The sequence below is a fragment of the Streptomyces sp. WAC 04229 genome (assembly GCF_003947455.1).
In the GTDB taxonomy this organism is placed as follows: domain Bacteria; phylum Actinomycetota; class Actinomycetes; order Streptomycetales; family Streptomycetaceae; genus Streptomyces.
This window is the reverse complement of the sequence record NZ_QHJH01000153.1, coordinates 1-16,595: the sequence shown is the minus strand read 5'-3', so window position 1 is coordinate 16,595 and position 16,595 is coordinate 1. Positions and strand designations below refer to the sequence as shown.

15 protein-coding genes and 1 pseudogene are annotated in these 16,595 nt (G+C 73.7%); 5 read left to right on the top strand and 11 right to left on the bottom strand.

Features of this window, described 5'->3' with window-relative positions; all coding sequences use genetic code 11:
- Positions 1–1,338, top strand: a 1,338-nt coding sequence (locus DMH12_RS29115) for an MFS transporter (RefSeq protein WP_125494413.1), incomplete at its 5' end; no start/stop codon positions are given.
- An 88-nt stretch (positions 1,339–1,426) separates the two neighbouring features.
- Complete coding sequence (locus DMH12_RS29110; RefSeq protein ID WP_125494418.1) at positions 1,427–2,656, top strand: serine hydrolase; 1,230 nt, start codon at positions 1,427–1,429, stop codon at positions 2,654–2,656.
- A gap of 14 nt (positions 2,657–2,670) precedes the next feature.
- Here DMH12_RS29110 and ribA read toward each other — a convergent pair whose 3' ends face one another.
- A complete protein-coding gene (gene ribA, locus DMH12_RS29105; protein WP_125494412.1) occupies positions 2,671–3,333 on the bottom strand; it encodes a GTP cyclohydrolase II in 663 nt (220 codons plus the stop codon).
- A gap of 88 nt (positions 3,334–3,421) precedes the next feature.
- On the opposite strand from ribA, the pseudogene DMH12_RS29100 reads away from it, so the two are divergent.
- Positions 3,422–4,147, top strand: a pseudogene (locus DMH12_RS29100) (creatininase family protein); the annotation flags it as partial.
- On the opposite strand, the gene DMH12_RS40550 reads toward DMH12_RS29100, so the two are convergent.
- The 5 genes from DMH12_RS40550 to DMH12_RS39225 form a co-directional block, all read right to left on the bottom strand.
- The gene (locus tag DMH12_RS40550) at positions 4,030–5,199 is read right to left on the bottom strand and encodes a lysylphosphatidylglycerol synthase transmembrane domain-containing protein (protein ID WP_125494410.1); all 1,170 of its coding nucleotides are present in this window, start codon (positions 5,197–5,199) and stop codon (positions 4,030–4,032) included. The pseudogene DMH12_RS29100 and the gene DMH12_RS40550 sit on opposite strands and share 118 nt — an antisense overlap.
- Positions 5,196–6,170, bottom strand: coding sequence for a class I SAM-dependent methyltransferase (locus DMH12_RS29090; RefSeq protein WP_125494409.1), 975 nt, complete (start codon positions 6,168–6,170; stop codon positions 5,196–5,198). Before DMH12_RS29090 ends, DMH12_RS40550 begins: the two co-directional genes overlap by 4 nt.
- Positions 6,167–7,381, bottom strand: a complete 1,215-nt coding sequence (locus DMH12_RS29085; protein ID WP_125494408.1) for a glycosyltransferase family 4 protein — start codon at positions 7,379–7,381, stop codon at positions 6,167–6,169. Before DMH12_RS29085 ends, DMH12_RS29090 begins: the two co-directional genes overlap by 4 nt.
- Complete coding sequence (locus DMH12_RS29080) at positions 7,378–7,776, bottom strand: 6-carboxytetrahydropterin synthase (RefSeq protein ID WP_125494407.1); 399 nt, start codon at positions 7,774–7,776, stop codon at positions 7,378–7,380. The genes DMH12_RS29085 and DMH12_RS29080 overlap by 4 nt, the downstream gene beginning before the upstream one ends.
- A 147-nt stretch (positions 7,777–7,923) precedes the next feature.
- Positions 7,924–8,916, bottom strand: coding sequence for a zinc-binding alcohol dehydrogenase (locus DMH12_RS39225; protein ID WP_185832610.1), 993 nt, complete (start codon positions 8,914–8,916; stop codon positions 7,924–7,926).
- A gap of 108 nt (positions 8,917–9,024) precedes the next feature.
- Between DMH12_RS39225 and DMH12_RS29065 the strand changes: the two genes are divergently transcribed.
- Positions 9,025–9,894 (top strand): CDP-alcohol phosphatidyltransferase family protein, encoded by an 870-nt coding sequence (locus tag DMH12_RS29065; RefSeq protein ID WP_399189171.1) that lies wholly within the window; start codon positions 9,025–9,027, stop codon positions 9,892–9,894.
- A 61-nt stretch (positions 9,895–9,955) separates the two neighbouring features.
- Here DMH12_RS29065 and DMH12_RS29060 read toward each other — a convergent pair whose 3' ends face one another.
- The 4 genes from DMH12_RS29060 to DMH12_RS29045 form a co-directional block, all read right to left on the bottom strand.
- Entirely contained in the window at positions 9,956–11,203 is a 1,248-nt protein-coding gene (locus DMH12_RS29060; protein WP_260474379.1) for an MFS transporter, read from the bottom strand.
- Positions 11,200–12,984 carry an ABC transporter permease subunit gene (locus tag DMH12_RS29055; protein WP_125494405.1) on the bottom strand — a complete coding sequence of 595 codons (1,785 nt, stop codon included), beginning with the start codon at positions 12,982–12,984 and terminating at the stop codon, positions 11,200–11,202. The genes DMH12_RS29060 and DMH12_RS29055 overlap by 4 nt, the downstream gene beginning before the upstream one ends.
- A gap of 3 nt (positions 12,985–12,987) precedes the next feature.
- Positions 12,988–14,478: an ABC transporter substrate-binding protein gene (locus DMH12_RS29050; RefSeq protein ID WP_125494404.1), complete on the bottom strand. Its 1,491-nt coding sequence runs from the start codon at positions 14,476–14,478 to the stop codon at positions 12,988–12,990.
- A 63-nt stretch (positions 14,479–14,541) separates the two neighbouring features.
- The gene (locus DMH12_RS29045) at positions 14,542–15,084 is read right to left on the bottom strand and encodes a GNAT family N-acetyltransferase (RefSeq protein ID WP_185832609.1); all 543 of its coding nucleotides are present in this window, start codon (positions 15,082–15,084) and stop codon (positions 14,542–14,544) included.
- 485 nt (positions 15,085–15,569) lie between these two features.
- Here DMH12_RS29045 and DMH12_RS29035 point away from each other — a divergent pair, with 485 nt between their 5' ends.
- Positions 15,570–15,791, top strand: coding sequence for a hypothetical protein (locus DMH12_RS29035; protein WP_125494402.1), 222 nt, complete (start codon positions 15,570–15,572; stop codon positions 15,789–15,791).
- Between the two features lie 33 nt (positions 15,792–15,824).
- On the opposite strand, the gene DMH12_RS29030 is transcribed toward DMH12_RS29035, so the two are convergent.
- Positions 15,825–16,223 carry an NYN domain-containing protein gene (locus tag DMH12_RS29030; RefSeq protein WP_260474380.1) on the bottom strand — a complete coding sequence of 133 codons (399 nt, stop codon included), beginning with the start codon at positions 16,221–16,223 and terminating at the stop codon, positions 15,825–15,827.
- Positions 16,224–16,595 lie beyond the last annotated feature (372 nt).

Here is a 16,595-nt window from a genome sequence, read left to right as displayed (position 1 = left end):
TCCCAGGGCGCCGCCCCGCCCGGCCAGCCGAAGAAGGCCGCCACCGCCGCCTGGATCGGCAGCGCGCTGGAGTACTACGACTTCTTCATCTACGGCAGCGCCGCCGCGCTGATCTTCCCCGAGGTCTTCTTCGACGAGTCCGACCCGGCCACCGCGACCCTGCTGTCGCTGGCGACCTTCGGCGTCGCGTACGCCGCCCGCCCGGTCGGCGCGTTCTTCCTGGGCCACATCGGCGACCGCATGGGCCGCAAGAAGATCATGGTCTTCACGCTGATCCTGATGGGCGTCTCGACGTTCCTCATCGGCTGTCTGCCCACGCGCGACCAGGTCGGCACCCTCGCCCCGGTCCTGCTGGTGCTGTGCCGGATCCTGCAGGGCATATCGGCGGCGGGCGAGCAGGCCAGCGCCAACTCGATGACCCTGGAACACGCGCCGGGGCACAAACGCGGCTTCTTCACCAGCTTCACCCTCAGCGGCACCCAGGGCGGGCAGCTCCTCGCCACCCTGGTCTTCCTGCCCGTCGCCGCGCTCCCCGAGGAACACCTGCTGTCCTGGGGCTGGCGGGTGCCGTTCTGGCTGAGCGTGGTGGTCGCGGTCGTCGGCTACGTCATCCGCCGCAAGCTCGACGAGACCCCGGCCTTCGAGCAGCAGGCGGCCACGGAGGGCGTCGTGAAGATGCCGCTCGCGGTGCTGGCCCGGGACCACTGGGCGGACGTCCTGCGGGTGGTCGCGGGCGCGCTCATCGCCTCGGTCAGCACCATCTTCACGGTCTGGGCGCTGGCGTACGCCACGAGCGACTCGGTCGGCATGTCCCGTACCGCGATGCTGTGGGTGGGCGCCCTCGCCAATGTCGTGGCGCTCGGCGCGATCCCGCTGTGGGCGACGCTGTCCGACCGGATCGGACGGCGTCCGGTGTACCTGATCGGCGCGGCCGGCAGCGCGGTGACGATGTTCCTGTACCTGTGGGCGATCTCCACCGGCTCCTACCCGCTGACGTTCCTGCTGGGCATCATCGCCTTCGGTGTGGTCTACAGCGCCGCGAACGGCGTGTGGCCGGCCTTCTACGGCGAGATGTTCTCCACCCGGGTCCGCCTGTCGGGCGTGGCGATCGGCACCCAGATCGGCTTCGCGGTGGCCGGGTTCGCGGTGACCTTCGCGGCGCAGATCGCCGGTCCGGACGGCGACGACTGGTTCGCGGTGGCGCTGTTCACGGCCGCGCTGTGCGTTCCGCCGGTGATCGCCGCGCTCACGGCCCGCGAGACCCACGAGGTGCCGACGGAGCGGCTCGGCGAGCGGGCGGGCCGCGAGGCGGCCGAACCGGAGACGGTCACGGCCTGACCGCTCTCGGCGGATCACGAGTTCCGAAGGGGGGTACGCGGGGTATGCCGGACGGGTCTTCGACGAACGACCGAGGAGAACGATGGCGATGCCACCCCTGCGGCAGGAGACCGACGCGGGCGCGGCCGGGCTGGACGCCGAGGCGCTGGACCGGCTCGACCTGCACTTCGCCCGGCAGGTGGACGAGGGACGGCTGCCCGGCTTCCTGGTGGCCGTCGCCCGCGGCGGACGCGTCGCGCATCTGACGGTGCACGGCCTGCGGGACCTCGCGGCCGGTCTGCCGGTGACGGCCGGCACCCTGTGGCGGATCTACTCCATGACCAAGCCGGTCACGTCCGTCGCCGTGCTGACGCTGGTGGAGGAGGGCCGGCTGTCCCTGGACGACCCGGTGGCCCGGTACCTGCCGGCCTTCGCCGAGCCGCGGGTGTACGTCCGGGGATCCGGTGACGGCACCGTCACCCGGCCCGCCGAGGGTCCGGTCCTGGTCCGGCACCTGATGACCCACACGGCAGGGCTGACCTTCGGCTTCTACCACTCCCACGCCGTGGACGGGCTGTACCGGGCGGCCGGTCTGGAGTCGTCGGTGCGGCCGGGCGCGGGCCTGGCCGAGACCGTCGACCTGTACGCGAGCCTGCCGCTCCAGTTCGAGCCGGGCACCGAGTGGAACTACTCGGTGGCCAGCAACGTCCTGGGGCGGCTGGTCGAGGTGGTGTCCGGACAGCCGCTCGACGAGTTCTTCGCCGCCCGGATCTTCGGCCCGCTCGGCATGGCGGACACCGGCTTCCACGTCACCGACGAGCAGGCGGAGCGGCTGGCCGAGCTGTACGGCGAGACGGACGACGGCTCCATCGAGCCGGTGCCCGGCCTCCCGCTGCGGGGCCGGCCGCGGTTCCTGTCGGGCAGCGGCGGCCTGGTCTCCTCCGCGTACGACGTGCACCGCTTCGCCGAGATGCTGCGGCGCCGCGGCGCACTCGACGGCGTCCGGGTGCTCGCCCCCGAGACGGTGGACCTGATGACCCGCAACCACCTCCCCGGCGGCGCCGACCTGCGTGCCCTCGGCAGCCGTCCCGCGCACGACCGGCCCGGCAACGACGGCGTCGGCTTCGGCCTCGGCGTCTCGGTGGTGACCGACCCGAGCCGCACGCAGTGGCCCTCCGGCCCGGGCACCTACGGCTGGAGCGGGGTGGCCACGACCACCTTCTGGGTCGACCCGGGCCGTGACCTGACGGTGCAGTTCATGACCCAGGTGCGGCCCCGGTCCTCGCACACCGTGTATCCCGACCTGAAGCGGCTCGTGCACGAGGCCCTCGCGGACTGAACCGGCCGCCGGGCTCACGACGTCAGATGGGCCAGCGCGTCCAGGTGGGGCAGGTGGTGGTCGAGGCGTTCCCGCTTGGTCCGCAGATAGGTGATGTTGCTCTCGCACGGCGGGATCAGCAGCGGCACCTGCTCGGCGACCTGGATGCCGTGCCGCACCAACGCCTCCAGCTTGCGGGGGTTGTTGGACATCAGGCGCACCGACCGCACCCCGAGGTCGCCCAGGATGCGGGCGGCGACGCCGTAGTCCCGGGCGTCCACCGGCAGGCCAAGGGCGAGGTTCGCCTCCACCGTGTCCAGGCCCTCCGCCTGCAACGCCATCGCGCGGAGCTTGGCGAGGAGCCCGATGCCGCGTCCCTCGTGGCCGCGCAGGTAGACGACGACACCGCTGCCCGCGGCGGCCACCGACCGCAGCGCGGAGGCCAGTTGGTCGCCGCACTCGCAGTGCTGGGAGCCGAAGGCGTCGCCCGTGAGGCATTCCGAGTGCAGCCGGGTGAGCACACCCTCGGCGCCCAGGTCGCCGTAGACGAGCGCCACTTGCTCATCGCCGCGGTCGTGGTCGAAATAGCCGAAAGCGCGGAATTCCCCGTGCACGGTGGGCAGCGGCGTCACCACGACGCGTTCCACGTCCGTGCGCTGCGATGCCTTCTTGCCGAGTACACCAATTTTTTCTGTCATGATTCTCGCGTTCCTCAACAGATCTCTCAGCGGATCTCTCAGCAGATCTCTCAACAGGTTGCCCAACAGACACGAAAGGCCGTGCGGGATGGATGCTTCACTTGTGCCGGCGGACACCTCGGAGGACGTGCGCAGGCGGGGCGCCGAACTTCCCCGGCAGGTCGCGGTGTTGCCGGTGGGCAGCTTCGAGCAGCACGGCCCGTACCTGCCGCTGGCGACCGACACGCTCGTCGCCTGCGCCGTCGCCCGGGAGATCGCCGCCGCGTACCCGGTGCACCTGCTCCCGCCGGTGACCATCGGCTGCTCTCACGAGCACGCGGACTGGCCGGGAACCGTCAGCATCTCCTCGGCGACCCTCCACGCGGTGGTCGGGGACATAGCCTCCTCGCTGCGCCGCTCCGGTGTCGAGGCCCTGGTCGTGGTCAACGGGCACGGCGGTAACTACGTACTGGGCAACGTCGTCCAGGAGTCCTCCGCGCGCGGCGAGCGGATGGCGCTGTTCCCGGCCGCGGAGGACTGGGAGGCGGCTCGGCAGCGGGCGGGGGTGGCCACCTCGCTGCTCTCCGACATGCACGCGGGGGAAATCGAGACCTCCATTCTTCTGCACGCGCACCCCGAATCGGTCCGGCCCGGTTACGAGACCGCCGACTTCCTCGCTGACGACCGGCGTCATCTGCTCTCCCTCGGCATGTCCGCCTATACCGATTCCGGTGTCATCGGGCGCCCTTCGCTGGGTTCGGCGGAAAAGGGGAAGGAACTGCTGGCGAGCCTCGCGGATTCCTTCGGGACGTATTTCTCTTTCCTGACCGCGGATCGGACCGCCGATCCGACCGCCGAGAAGAGGCCGGGGCGCCCGTAGGAGCCGTCGGGGCGCGCGAACCGGCGGACGACGAGGACGACGACACCGGGCAGGCTCGCCACGAAGCTGAGCACCCCGTACACCACGGCCACGCCCAGCCCGGTGCCCGCGCCGAGCCCGGCCGCGCCGAACGCCCAGGCCGTGACGCCCTCGCGGGGACCCCAGCCGCCGACGTTCAGCGGCAGCCCCATGGCGAGCAGCGCGAGCACGGCCAGCGGGGTGAGTTCGGCGACGGTGGCGCCACTGCCGGCCACCCGGGCGGCGAGCCCGAACATCACCAGGTGCCCGGCGAGTACGACGACGGACGACACCGCGACGCCCGGCAGGTTTCGCCGGGAGAGCAGCCCCTGGCGCGCCTCGCCGAGCGTCGCCCGCAGGGCCCGCCCGCGGCGCGCCGGCGCCCGGTTCATGCGCAGGGCGACGAGCACGGCCAACGCGCCCAGCACGGCCAGCGTGACGAGCGGGGCGGCACGCCGGACCTCGCCCAGCACCGGGGAGGGCAGCGTGAGCAGCACGACGACGCCGACACCGATCAACGCGAGCTGTCCGGCGACCCGTTCGAGGACGACGGCCCGCACGCCGCGGCCCAGGTCGCCGGCGCTCCGCCCGTGGTGCACCGCGCGGTGCACGTCGCCCAGGACGCCGCCGGGGAGGGCGGCGTTGAGGAACAGGGCGCGGTAGTAGTCGGCGACGGCCGGTCCGAGGGGCAGCCGGATGCGCAGTCCCCGGGCCACCAGGGCCCAGCGCCAGGCGCTGAACACGGTGGTGACCAGCCCGATACCGAGCGCCGCGAGCACGGTCGGCGCGTCGATCCGGCGCAGCCCGTCCAGGAAGACGCCGGTGCCCATCCGCCACAGGAGTACGGCGAGGATGGCGGTGCCCGCCACGGTCCCGAGGTGGGCGCGCAGGGTGCCGCGGGCGTGGGCGGGCGGCAGGGGGTCGCCGGTGGAGGCGTCCGCCCGGGGCGGTGTGCGACGCAGGTCCGCCGGTACGGTCGGAGCGCTCACGAGGCCCCGCCCGTCGGCCGGCACAGCGCCAGCAGGTCGGTGTGGTGGACCACCACGCGCAGGGTGCCGTCCGCGCAGGCGGCGAGGCGCTCGTCCAGGTACGCCTCGGCCCGTTCGCGCAGCTCGGGGCGCTGTTCCACGGCCGCGCCGACCCAGCCCCGCAGCCACTGCGCGGTGAGTGCGGCCTCGTCGGGGCCCAGCCGCCAGGGGCTGGAGTGCGCCCGCACCGTGGCGCCGTGCGCGGCGAAGGCGTCGGTCGCCGCGGTGACCGCGTCCGGGCCGAGCAGTCCGGTACGCCGCTGGTGGTCGTTGAACGCCTCGGCGATCTCGGCGTCCAGGGGGTGCGCGGGGGTGAGGTCGACGCGTCCGGCGACGGACAGGGTCAGCAGGGCCGCACAGCCGGCCGCGGCACAGGCGGCGGCGAGGGTGCCGACCTCCTCGGTGGTCAGGACGTCGAGGAGCGCGGACGCCGTCACCAGGTCGGCGCCGGACAGCGCGTCCGGGGTGAGGCGGGCGAGGTCCCCGCGCAGCGTCTCGACGGTGACGCGGCTGCCGTCGGCGGCCGAGCGCGGGGCGCCGACGGCGGCGAAGTGCAGCAGGTAGGGGTCGCGGTCGTGCAGCACCCAGTGCTGGGCGCCGTCGAGCCGCGGGGCGAGCCAGCGTCCCATCGAGCCGGTGCCGCAGCCCAGGTCGTGCACGACCAGTCCACCGGTCCGTCCCGGCGGTCCCGCGAGGTGGGTCCGCAGCGGATCGAGCAGGTCGTACGCCCGCGCGGCGGCGTCGGCGGGCTCGCGCAGCCGCAGCCATTCGGGGGCGTAGCGCGGCGGGTCGTCGGGGTGCGGGGCGTCGTGCGCGGGGGCCTCGCGCAGGCGCAGGGTGGCGCGTTCGGCCGGGGCGGCGGCGGTGGCCCGGGCCGTGGACCCGCCGGTGGGGCCCGCGCCGGGGATGACACCGGTCGTGGACTCGCTCATGCCGTCCCCCCGGGTTCGCCGGGCAGCCGGTGCAGGACGCCGGCCAGGCTCTGGGCCGTACTCGCCCAGCCGTTCAGCGCGGCGCGGCGGCCCCGGGCGGCGCTCTTCAGCCGGCGTCGTACGTCGGCCTCGCCGAACCAGCCGCGCAGCTCGGCGGCGAGCGCGGCCGGGTCCTCCGGCGGGACGAGGATGCCGGGCACCCCTCCGTCGGGCGCGCGTCCGACCGCCTCCGGGAGGCCGCCGACGTCCGTGGCGAGCACGGGGATACCGCGCGCGAGGGCCTCGGTCACCGCCATGCCGTACGTCTCGGCGTACGAGGTGAGGACCATCAGGTCGGCGGTGGCGTAGGTGGCGTCCAGTTCGGCGCCCGACCTGGGTCCGGCGAGCACCAGCCGGCCCGTCAGGCCGTGCCGCGCGACGAGGTCCCGCAAGTGTTCGACGTACTCGGGGTCGTGGCCGAGGCCGCCGACGCACACGCAGCTCCACGGCAGGTCGGACACCGCCGCCAGGGCCTCCACCAGCCGGTGCTGGCCCTTGCGCGGGGTGACGGCGGCGACGCACACCAGCCGGGAGACGCCGTCGGTGCCGGGCGCGAGGGGCGCGATGTCGGCGCCGGGCGCCGCGACGTGGACACGGCCCGGGTCGAGACCGTGGTGGGAGACGAGCCGCCGCACCGCCCAGTCGCTGGTGGCGACGACGGCCGGCACGGCCCGCAGCACCGCGCGCTCACGGGCGTCCAGTTCGGCCGCGAGGGCGAGGTCGAGGCCGGTCTCGTCGCCGAGCGGGAGGTGGACGAGGACCGCCATGCGCAGCCGCTCGGCCTCCGGGACGACGATCTCCGGCACCCCGCAGGCGACCAGGCCGTCGAGCAGGACGACCGCGCCGTCCGGCAACCGGCGCAGGACACGGGTGAGTTCCGCGCGGGCGGTGTCGTCCGGCCGGGGCCAGTCACCGTCGACGGGCAGCCCCCGTACCCGCCAGCCGAAGCCGGGCAGGTCGAGCCGCACCCGCCGGTCGTAGGCGTTGCCGCCGCTCGGCGCGGCCGGATCGTCGATCCCGCCCGGTACGACGAAGTGCACGGAGCGCAGGGACATGGGGATGATCCCGTCGTTCCTCGCGGACGTGGCCCCCGCGGCGATGCGGGCGGGGATCTGGGTGGGGACGTAGGTGAGGCGGGTGCGCCCCGCCGCCTCGACGGAGGTGTCGGTCACAGCGCACGCTCGTAACTCGCCCAGGCGACGTGCGACTCGTGCAGGGTCACGGTGAGACCGGCCAGGCCCCTGGCCCCCTCGCCGAGGGCGCCTTTGTGGACGCGCTCGGCGAGCCGGTCGGCGACGACCTTGGCCAGGAACTCGGTGGAGGTGTTGACGCCGGCGAAGTCGGGCTCGTTGTCGAGGTTGCGGTAGTTCAGCTCGCTGACGACGGCGCCCAGTTCGCGCGTGGCCAGTCCGATGTCGACGACGATGTTGTCCTCGTCCAGCTGCTCGCGCCGGAAGGTGGCGTCCACCAGGAACGTCGCTCCGTGCAGGCGCTGTGCGGGCCCGAAGACGTCGCCGCGGAAGCTGTGGGCGATCATGATGTGATCGCGGACGGTGATGCTGAACAACGGACGACCCTCCAGGTGTGGCACGTCTGATCCCCCGCCGATCGCCGCGCGGGGTGCCGTCTATTACGGCTGGAGGTCTTCCCTTGTTCAGCGGCCCGTACGTCTTTTCTCAAGGTCAGGCGAGGTCGGGCGAGGCCGGCCCGAGGGTCAGGCGCCGGCGCCCTCCCCGTCGTACCGGATGCGGTGGCACAGGGCCGGGATCTCGCCGGAGGCCAGCCGGGGCAGCACGTCAGGCAGTTCGGCGAACGCGGACTCGCCGGTGACGAGGGCGTCCAGCGCCGGGTCGGCGAGCAGGTCGAGGGCGAGGGCGAGCCGGTCGGCGTAGGTGCGGTTGGCGCCGCGGGCCGGGGAGACGGTGCCGACCTGGCTGCTGCGCAGGGTCAGGCGCCGGGAGTGGAAGGCCTCGCCGAGCGGGAGGGCGACGCGCCGGTCGCCGTACCAGCTCAGTTCGAGGACGGTGCCCTCGGGCCGCAGCAGCTCCAGTGACCGGGCGAGCCCGGCTTCGGTCGCGCTGGCGTGTACGACCAGGTCGCGGTCGCCGAGCGCGTCGGCCGGGGACGCGAAGCCCACGCCGAGCGCTTCGGCGGCCTTCGCACGGGCCGGGTCGGCGTCGACCAGTTCGACCCGGACGCCGGGGAAGCGGGCCAGCAGGGCGGCCACGGAGCAGCCGACCATGCCGCCGCCGACCACCGCGACGCGGTCGCCGACCAGCGGCGCCGCGTCCCAGAGGGCGTTGACGGCGGTCTCCACGGTGCCGGCGAGCACGGCCCGCGCGGCGGGCACCGCCGGCGGCACCGGCGTGACGGCGGCGGCGGGGACGACGTAGCGCGTCTGGTGCGGGTAGAGGCAGAAGACGGTACGCCCGACGAGCGCGTCCGGTCCCTCCTCGACCACGCCGACGTTGAGGTAGCCGTACTTCACCGGTCCGGGGAAGTCGCCCTCCTGGAACGGCGCGCGCATCGCCGCGTACTGGTTCTCGGGCACCCGGCCGGCGAAGACGAGGGTCTCGGTGCCCCGGCTCACACCGCTGTGGAGGGTGCGCACCAGTACCTCGTCCGCACCGGGTTCCGGCAGCTCCACCTCGCGGATCGTGCCCCGGCCGGGCGCGTCGAGCCAGAACGCGCGTGCCCTGCGTGTCATCGGATGTCCTCCTGAACGATCGGGAAGCCGCCCACGTACCGAGGGATGCACAGCCGCGCACAAGGTAGCGGCGTTGATCGACTCTGTCACACGGCCGGAGGGTGTTCGGTGGCCCTGAACAACACGTACGACGCTTACGACGCCAGGGGGTGCCGTTTGGATCTGGCCGGCTCCGGGCAAGGGCGCCCTGCAACCGGCCCGAGCGGGCCCCGCGACCCCGGCAAGATCCAAACGGGACCCCCCAGGCCCGTTCAGCAGGAGACCGCGGTGGGGGCGGGCGCGCAGATCCTGCTGCTGGCGCTGCTCGGCACGGCGATCGGGATGGGCACGGCGGGCTGGCTGACCGGCCTCGCCTTCGCGTTCGCGACCTGGGCGGTGCTGGCACGGGCCCTGCACCGGTCCCGGCCGGCGTCGTTCGGCCCGGCCAACCGGGTCACCCTGGGCCGGGCCACGCTGGTCGGCGGGGTGGCGGCGCTGGTCGCGGACTCCTTCCGCAGCGCGCCGCCCGTCTCCCTCCTCGTCGGCCTCACCGCCGTGGCTCTGATCCTGGACGGCGTGGACGGAAAGGTGGCCCGCCGCACCGGCACGTCCTCGCAGCTGGGCGCCCGCTTCGACATGGAGGTCGACGCGTTCCTCATCCTGGTCCTCAGTGTGTACGTCGCGATGGACCTGGGCCCGTGGGTGCTGCTGATCGGCGCCATGCGCTACGTGTTCGTCGCCGCGGCCCGGGTGTGGCCGTGGCTGACCGCCCCGCTGCCCCCGAGCACGGCCCGCAAGACGGTGGCCGCGCTCCAGGGCGTACTCCTCCTGGTGGCGGGCGCGGACCTGCTCCCGCGCCCGGTGAACGCGGGGGTGGTGGCCTTGGCCCTGACCCTCCTGGTCTGGTCGTTCGGCCGGGACGTGCTGTGGCTGCGGCAGACCGCGCGGACCCGGCGCACGCCCGTACGCCGCGCGGTACCGGAGCTCGCGGCACGGTGAAGGCCGAGGGCCGCCGGTGGGTGCGCGGATGTGGCGCCCACCCCGCGCCCCGGCCCGGGGCTCAGTCCCGTCGCGGCAGCAACCCCACGGCCACCAGCGGAACGGCGGCCAGCACCAGCCACGGGACCGTGGCCGACAACCCCGTGTCCAGCCCCGTGTCCAGCAGGAGGCCGGTCGCGGAGCTGCCCGCGAGGACGATGAGGCCGGACACCGAGGACAGGGCCCCCGTGTACAGCCCGAGCCGCCCGTCCTCGGCGAGGTCCGGCACCCAGGCGCGGGCGACGGGCGCGACCAGCATCTGCCCGAGGGTGAGCAGGACGACGAACCCGGCGGCGGGCGCCAGACCGCCCACCCCCGTCCACCCGGCGGGCCGGGCGAGCGCGACGGCGGCGAACCCGGCCGCGATCAGCCCGAGCCCCGCCACCATCGACCGGCGCGGCGCCAGCCGCTCCCCCGCCCACCGGGTCACCGGCAACTGCGCGCCCACCACGAGCAGCGAGGAGAGCGCGAACAGCCAGGCCAGCGGCGCCTGCGAACCGACGGCCCGCTCCACCTCGGCGGGCAGGGCGAGGTAGAGCTGGTTGTAGGCGAGCAGATAGGCGCCGTACGCGCAGCACAGCGCGAGGAAGCGGCGGTTGCGCAGGAGCAGCCGCGCGCCGCCGCCGAACCGGACGCGCGCCCGCCCGGGAAGGTGCTGCGGCAGCAGCCAGGCGTGTCCCGCGAGGACGAGCACGAAGACGCCGGCCCCGGCGAGGCACGCCGTACGGAAGTCGACCGCGAGCAGCAGGGCGCCCAGCAGCGGCCCGACGAACGCCCCGGCCTGCCCGGCGACGGTGAACAGCGCGAGCACCCGCGTCCGGTCCCCGTTCCCCGCCTCCTCCCACACCACGGCCTGGCGGGCGACCTCGGACTCGACGGCGGGCGAGAACAGCGCGGCGGCGAACCCGATGAGCAGCACCGCGCCGACCACGGCCCAGGTCCGCTCGGCGAATCCGAGCCACCCGAACCCGGCGATCCGCAGCACGCACCCGGCGAGCACCACGGGCCGGATGCCATACCGGTCGGCGAGCGCCCCGCCGACCACGAACAGCCCCTGCTGGCTGAAGGTCCGCAGCCCGAGCACGAACCCGACCAGCCACCCCGCCATGCCGACGGACCGCCCCAAGTGCTCGGCGAGGAAGGGCAGGACGGCGAAGAACCCGATGTTGAAGGCGAGTTGGGTGAGGATGAGCAGCCGCAGCAGGGGGGAGAGCGGGGCACCCCGGCCGGTGGCCCCCATCGGTGCCCGGCGGCTGGAGAGGGAGATCATCGGAGTACGGCCGGTTCCTTCCTCCTGGCGGGCCGCTCACCGGCGACCGCCGCCGAACGGGGAAGGCGGGGCCGGCGCAGCCCGCCGGCCGCGGTGACGGCCAGCGCGCCGAGCAGGGCGAGGACGGCGGCGGGGGCGAGGACGGCCCAGGGGGCACGCTCGGCGTAGGGCTGGTTCTCGGCGAGGAGGAGTCCCCACTCGGGCGACGGCGGCTGGGCGCCGAGCCCGAGGAAGCCGATCGAGGCGAGCGCGAGGGCGACGCCGGGCAGCCGGAGCAGGGCGTGCCGCAGGACCGGTGGCAGCACGGCGGGCAGCAGTTCGCGCCGCAGCAGGTACCCGCGCCCCGCGCCCAGCCCTCTGGTGGCGGTGATGTGCAGGGTGGCGCGCTCCTGCCGCAGCAGCGCGGCGGTGTGGGTGGCGAGCGGCGCCCAGGCGACGGCGCCGACGGCGAGGGCGGGCGTGGCCGCCCCGCTGCCCGCGACGGCGGTGACGAGGAGGGCGACGAGTACGGGCGGTACGGCGTTGACGGTGTCGACGAGCGGCGCGGACACGCGGGGTACGAGCCCGAGGAGAACGCCCGCGAGCAGCGCGGCGGCGGTGATGGCGGAGGCGAGGAGCAGCGTGTCCAGCGCCCCGTGGCCGACGCGGGCGAGCAGGTCGCGGCCGAGGGCGTCGGTGCCGAAGGGGTGGTCGAGGGAGGGGGCCCGCAGCTTCTGCCCGGTGTCGAGGGCCAGCGGGTCCCGGGCCAGTCCGAGCCCGACGACGGCGGCCAGGACGGCGGCGTAGAGGAGGGGCGGCAGTGCCCGGGCCGGCGGGGCGGGCCGGTGCAGGGAGGACAGGGCGCCGTCGCGCAGGGCGGGCCCGGTGAGCAGGCGGGCCGCGAGCCGCGTGGCACCGCTGGCGAGCGCGGCGAGGAGCACGAGGGCGAGAGTGCCGGCCTGGAGGACGGGAAGGTCCTGGGCGAGGGCGGCCTGGAGCGTGGTGCGTCCGAGCCCCGGAATGTCGAAGACCTGCTCGACGGCGACGGCACCGCCGGTCAGTCCGACGACGAACAGCCCGAGGTTGGGCAGCAGCGCGGGCACGCAGCGCCGTACGGCCTGGCGGGCGATCGACCGTCCGGTGAGTCCGCGGGCGGCAGCGGCCAGCGCCCACGGTTCGCCGAACGCGCCGGGCAGCAGGTCGTCGAGCAGCCGCCCGAGCACGGCCCCGGCGGGCAGCCCGAGGGCGAGCGCGGGCAGCACGGTCCACTGGAACCCGTACCACCCCAGCGCGGGCAGCCACCCCAGCTGCACCCCGACGACGGTGGCGAGCACGGACGCGACGAGGAACTCGGGCAGCGAGGCGAGGACCGCGGACGCGGCCCCGCCGACGCGCCGTCCGTCGAGCCGCCGCCGGGCGCCCAGCCGGAGCGTACGGGCGCAGACGAGCCCGGCGGTCACGGCGGCGACCAGCAACGCGACGCCCATGAGCAGGAGCGAGGCACCAAGGGCCTGGAGCACACCGGGCAGCACGTCCCCGCCGGAGATCCACGACTCCCCCGCGTCACCGCGCACCAGCCCCCCGAGCCAGCCGCCGAGTACGTGCAGCGGCCCGCCGTCGAGCCCGATCTGGTGCCGGATGTCGGCGAGCACCTCGGGCGTCGGCTCCCGCTCGGCGGACCGCGCCTTGAGGACGGTGTACGCCGGGTCGGTGTGCGTGAGCCACGGCAACAGCCCGATCCCGCAGACGAGCCCGCCCGCGAGCACGACCCGCCACGCCAGGGTGGCCACCCGCCGCCGCACGGTTCAGCGCCGGGTGCCGGTGCCGACGAGGGTGCGCTCGTACGGGTCGAGGACGACGCCCTGCACAGAGGCGGCGACGCCGGTGATGATCCGCTGGTGGACGAGCGGGACGACGGCGTCGCTGCCGAGGATGCGCGCCTCGGCGGCCATGGCGGCGTCCTGCCGCTTCGCGGTGTCGGCGATCTTCTCCGCGTCGGCGACGGCGCGGTCGACGCCTTTGTCGCAGAGCTGGGCGATGTTGTAGCCGCCGTCGCAGGTGTAGTCGCTCGCGAGGACGGCGACGGGGTCGCCGGTGTCGAGCAGGGTGTTGCGGGCGAGCACGAAGGCGTCGAACTTGCCGTCGAGGGCGTCGCCTTCGAGCCGCGAGTACTCCCGCACGGTCAGCTCGACCTTGAACCCGGTCTTCTCCAGCTGCTGCTTGACGACCTGGGCGACCTCGGGCAGCTCGGGCCGGTTGTCGTAGGTGGCGAGCTTGATGGTCTCGCCGCCCGGCTTCTTGGCGTCCGCCCTCCCCGCAGGCGCGGTCCGCTTCCCCTCGGCCCAGGTCACGGCGGGCCCGTAGACGCCGGCCCCGGGGTCGCCGTACCCCTCGTAGACGTCCTTGGCGAACACGGAGGTGTCGAGCCCGGCCCTGGCGGCGGCGCGCAGGCCCGCGTCCTCGAAGGTGCCGGACGAGGCGTTGAGCAACAGGCTGGTGGAGCGGGTGGTCGCGGTGTCGCGCCGCGTCTTCTCGTCGAGACTCGCCGCCTGGGCGACGGGAACGGCCTCGGCGATGTCCAGCTCACCGGTCCGCAGGGCGTTGGCGCGGGCGGTGCCGTCGGCGATGAAGCGGGCGTCGATGCCGGAGGCCTGGGCGCGGCCGCCCCAGTAGTCGTCGAACCGGTCGAGGGAGGCGGAGGTGGCGCCGTTCACCTTGGTCAGTTCGAAGGGCCCGGTGGCGTTGCCGACGGGGTCGACGCGGCCGTCCTTCGCGTACGCCTCCTTGGACAGGATGGCGAGGCTGGGGCTGGAGAGCCGCAGCGGCAGTACGGGATCGGGCTCGTCGGTGGTGATCCGCACGACGCGCTCACCGCTCCCCTTGGCGGTGAGGGTGACACCGGCGAGGGCGGCCGGGGCGGGCTCGGCGTCGGTGGCCCGGGCGAGGGAGTCGGCGACGGCGGCGGGCGTGACGTCGGTCCCGTCCTGGAAGGTGGCGTCCCGGAGGCTGAACTCCCACGCCTTGTCCCCGTCCCTGCGCCAGGACTCGGCGAGCGCGGGGGCGGCGGAGCCGTTGGCGTCGAGCGAGGTGAGCCCCTCGGTCACGCCGAGCCGGCTGAGGAGGGTGGCGTCGGCGCCGTAGGGCGAGAGGTTCTCGGCGGGCGGAAAGGCGAGCGCGACACGGAGCCGGGCCCCGTCCCCGCCCTTGCCACCACCACCGGTCCCGGGGTCAGAGGTGCCGCTCCCGGAGGCGAAGCAGCTCGATATGAGCGGGATGAGCAGGAGCGGGGCGAGCAGCCGGGGGCGGGCGTCGGTGCGCGCAGGACAGGAGCCTACATGGAAACGATTTTCACCCTTGACTCACCCCAGGGGAACGTCGAAGTGCACGATCCCCTGCCCACCGCCCGCATCTTCCCGCTCGTCGTGCACGACCTTGGCGAGCGACCGCCAGAAGGGCTCGGCACCGGTGACGGCGGGGTCGGTGTGCAGGTAGACGGCGCGATATCCCCCGTCGGCGACGGCGAACGCCATCAACTCATCGACAAGTCGACGCGCGAGCCCACGCCGCCGATGCTCGGGCCGCACGTACACGCGCCGCAGCTGCGCGGTCACCCCGGAGGGGTAGCGCTCGGCGACGTGCGCGGGGTTCGGCGGGTGCGCGGGGCCACGGGAGTCGAGGGCACCGGTGGCGACGACCTCACCCTCCGCATCGACGGCGACGAGAAGCGTGTGCCGCGCGGGGTCCACGTAGGCCCCGGCGAGGTCGATGATGTCGCCGTGCCAGCGGGGGACGTAGCCGGTGCCGAAGTCGCGGTAGACGGTGTCGAGCATGACGGCTCGGGCGGGGGCCAGATCAGTCGGGGTGGCCGGGCGGATACTGTAGTCGGTGATGCGCACTTGCATATCATATGCAGTAGGATTTCCCGGCCAGCCCCACGGGGTGCCGGACGGCAGCTGACCGCTGCCTTAAACGTTCTTTCAGCCAGCCCCGCAGGCCGTCGGGTGCGATATGCACAAAGGGCTGGCAGAATCCATGCGTTGATCTAACGTGACGTCATGACGACGAAGCCTCTGCCACACCTCACTCCAACCGGTACGTGCTGGTGCGGTTGCATGAAGAAAGTGGGAGCGGGATCCTTCTTCGCCCCCGGTCATGACATGGTCGCGGAGGCAGCCCTTCTGGCAGTCGAATACGGCTCGTCTGTTGCCCAACTGCTCCACGGTCACGGATACGGACCAGGGCACTCTGTGAGCGCGCGGGCCGTGTCCACCGGCGTGTGGCGGAAGTGTCCGTCATGTGACTACGTCGGCGCGCCGACGAGCATCGCGAACCACGCGAAGAAGGCGCACTCCGTCCCCGTCCCCGAACAGGCCTGAGGAGCGTCGCTGTGACGGGAGACACCTCCAGCCAGCGTGCCGATCTCGAGAAGGCGGTACGTACGTACGGCGGCTTCTGGGACACCGAGCGAGGTCTGCGAACCCTGCGTGACGCCGGACACGAACCCCAGGAGAAGCACACCCGGAGAATTTTGCGCGACTTCGCGGGCGAAGGCCTGTTGGTGAAGGTGGAGGACCGGCCCGTCCGCTACCGCACTCCGCAGACGGGCTGACCCGACGACGCCGCCCCCGATGGAGTGCCGACGTCAGCGGCGACGTCCTGTCGGTCCGGCCGGGTTGGGTGTGCGGGGATTGAAGAACCAGAGCCCCTGGGAATGGGTGGCGCCCAGCACTCGGCCCGATTCCAGGAGCCAGGTATTGGCCCTCTGGAAGGGGGCGAAGTTGTCGTTGGAGACGATCACGGCCCCGATTTCGTCGGCGATGCTGATGACCAGAGCGTCTCCGCGGCCCTCGGTGCCCGCCGGAGGCTGTACCACGGTCCCGTTGGCGATGGCTTCCTCGACAAGAGGACGCTCCTCAGCGGCCACATCGTGCCGGAGAGTCGCGTCAACGACAACGTGGACATCCCTGTCCGCATTCTTGAACCGAAGGGCCTTGATCGCGGCCTGCAGGGCCTGCCAACTTGGCCGACCGCCTGCGGACACCGAGCCGAGGAGGGTAGCCGGGCGGACACCGTCTTCGAGGACGACCTCGACAGCTACCTCGAGGACAGCTGGCCTGCTTGGAACGCCCGTCGCCTTGCACTGATCGCGCAGGGCGAGGGCTATGTGGAAGGCAAGCACGGGCCGACGTACGCGGAGGCTGCACGCACCGCCGGGGGTGAACCGAAGCTGCTGCACGCACTGCTGGAAAACGTGAAGGCCATGGCGGGGCAGTCGGCGCCTCACGCCTAGGGCGATTCGTTTGGATCACTCCCGCTCAGCGAGGTTGCCTGTGATGATGTCCGTGTGACTAACCGCGTCAGCGCTCTGATCTCGGCCTTCGGCGTTCTTGCCAGCACGGTGTTGCTCGCCGGC

Excerpts from the sequence above, each read along its gene's own strand:
- DMH12_RS29110 (WP_125494418.1), top strand. The coding sequence starts at position 1,427 with ATGCCACCCCTGCGGCAGGAGACCGACGCGGGCGCGGCCGGGCTGGAC.
- DMH12_RS39225 (WP_185832610.1), bottom strand. The coding sequence starts at position 8,916 with ATGACACGCAGGGCACGCGCGTTCTGGCTCGACGCGCCCGGCCGGGGC.
- ribA (WP_125494412.1), bottom strand. The coding sequence starts at position 3,333 with ATGACAGAAAAAATTGGTGTACTCGGCAAGAAGGCATCGCAGCGCACG.
- DMH12_RS29060 (WP_260474379.1), bottom strand. The coding sequence starts at position 11,203 with ATGATCTCCCTCTCCAGCCGCCGGGCACCGATGGGGGCCACCGGCCGG.
- DMH12_RS29090 (WP_125494409.1), bottom strand. The coding sequence starts at position 6,170 with ATGAGCGAGTCCACGACCGGTGTCATCCCCGGCGCGGGCCCCACCGGC.
- DMH12_RS29045 (WP_185832609.1), bottom strand. The coding sequence starts at position 15,084 with ATGCAAGTGCGCATCACCGACTACAGTATCCGCCCGGCCACCCCGACT.